The organism is Mesorhizobium sp. M7A.F.Ca.CA.004.12.1.1 (assembly GCF_003997835.1).
Lineage (GTDB): Bacteria > Pseudomonadota > Alphaproteobacteria > Rhizobiales > Rhizobiaceae > Mesorhizobium.
This window is the reverse complement of record NZ_RZRK01001338.1, coordinates 1-857: the sequence shown is the minus strand read 5'-3', so window position 1 is coordinate 857 and position 857 is coordinate 1. Positions and strand designations below refer to the sequence as shown.

At 65.9% G+C, this 857-nt stretch carries 1 protein-coding gene; it reads left to right on the top strand.

Going from position 1 to position 857, the window contains the following annotated elements:
* Positions 1-857 (top strand): histidine kinase dimerization/phospho-acceptor domain-containing protein (locus EN984_RS36235; protein ID WP_281057391.1); only part of this gene is annotated, 857 nt, incomplete at both ends.

Sequence of the window (857 nt, the reverse complement as noted above, 5' to 3'; positions counted from 1 at the left end):
GGTGACGGCCTGGCGACGATCGACAACGCGGGAAAACCGCGCCAGTTCGTCGAGGTGGTGCAGGATTTGCCCGCTGCTGTTCCTGGCTGGCGTCTCTGGCTGCTCACTCCCGCCGACGCTGCTCTTTCATCGGCCGCCAACACGGCGCGCCTGACCACGCTGCTTGGGCTTCTGCTGATGGGCTTGCTTGCCTTCGTGCTTACCCGCCGCCAGCGCGCACGACGGCTGAGGCAGGAGGCGCTGGCGCGGATGAATGCCGAACTGGAGAGCCGAGTCAGCACGCGAACGGCCGAGTTGACCCGCTCCAACACCGCACTTGCCGGTGAAATCGCCGAGCGCGAGAATGCTGAAGCCAAGGTGCGCCGGCTGCGCGACGACCTCGCCCAGGCCAACCGGCTTTCCATCCTCGGCCAAATCGCCGCCGGCGTGGCGCACGAGATCAACCAGCCGGTCGCCGCTATCCGCACCTATGCCGAGAATGCGGGCCGCTTTCTCGAAACCGGCAAAACCGAACCGGCCAGCGGCAATCTGACGTCGATCGTGTCGATGACCGAGCGCATCGGCGCGATCACCGGCACCTTGCGTACTTTCGCCCGTCGACCCGGGGTTGCCGCTTCGCCGCTGCCGGTGCGCGAGGCAATTGATGGCGCGCTGTCGCTGCTGTCGGGCCGCATCCGTGATTCCGGCGTGACCATCGTCAAGCCGCGCGGCAATGCCTCGCCGGTGGTCATGGCCAGCCGCATCCGGCTGGAACAGATCCTGGTCAATCTGTTGCAGAATGCGCTGGACGCTATGAAGGACCAGCCCGATCCCCGCATAGAGATCCAACTTGCCGAGCACGACGACAGGGTGCTGAT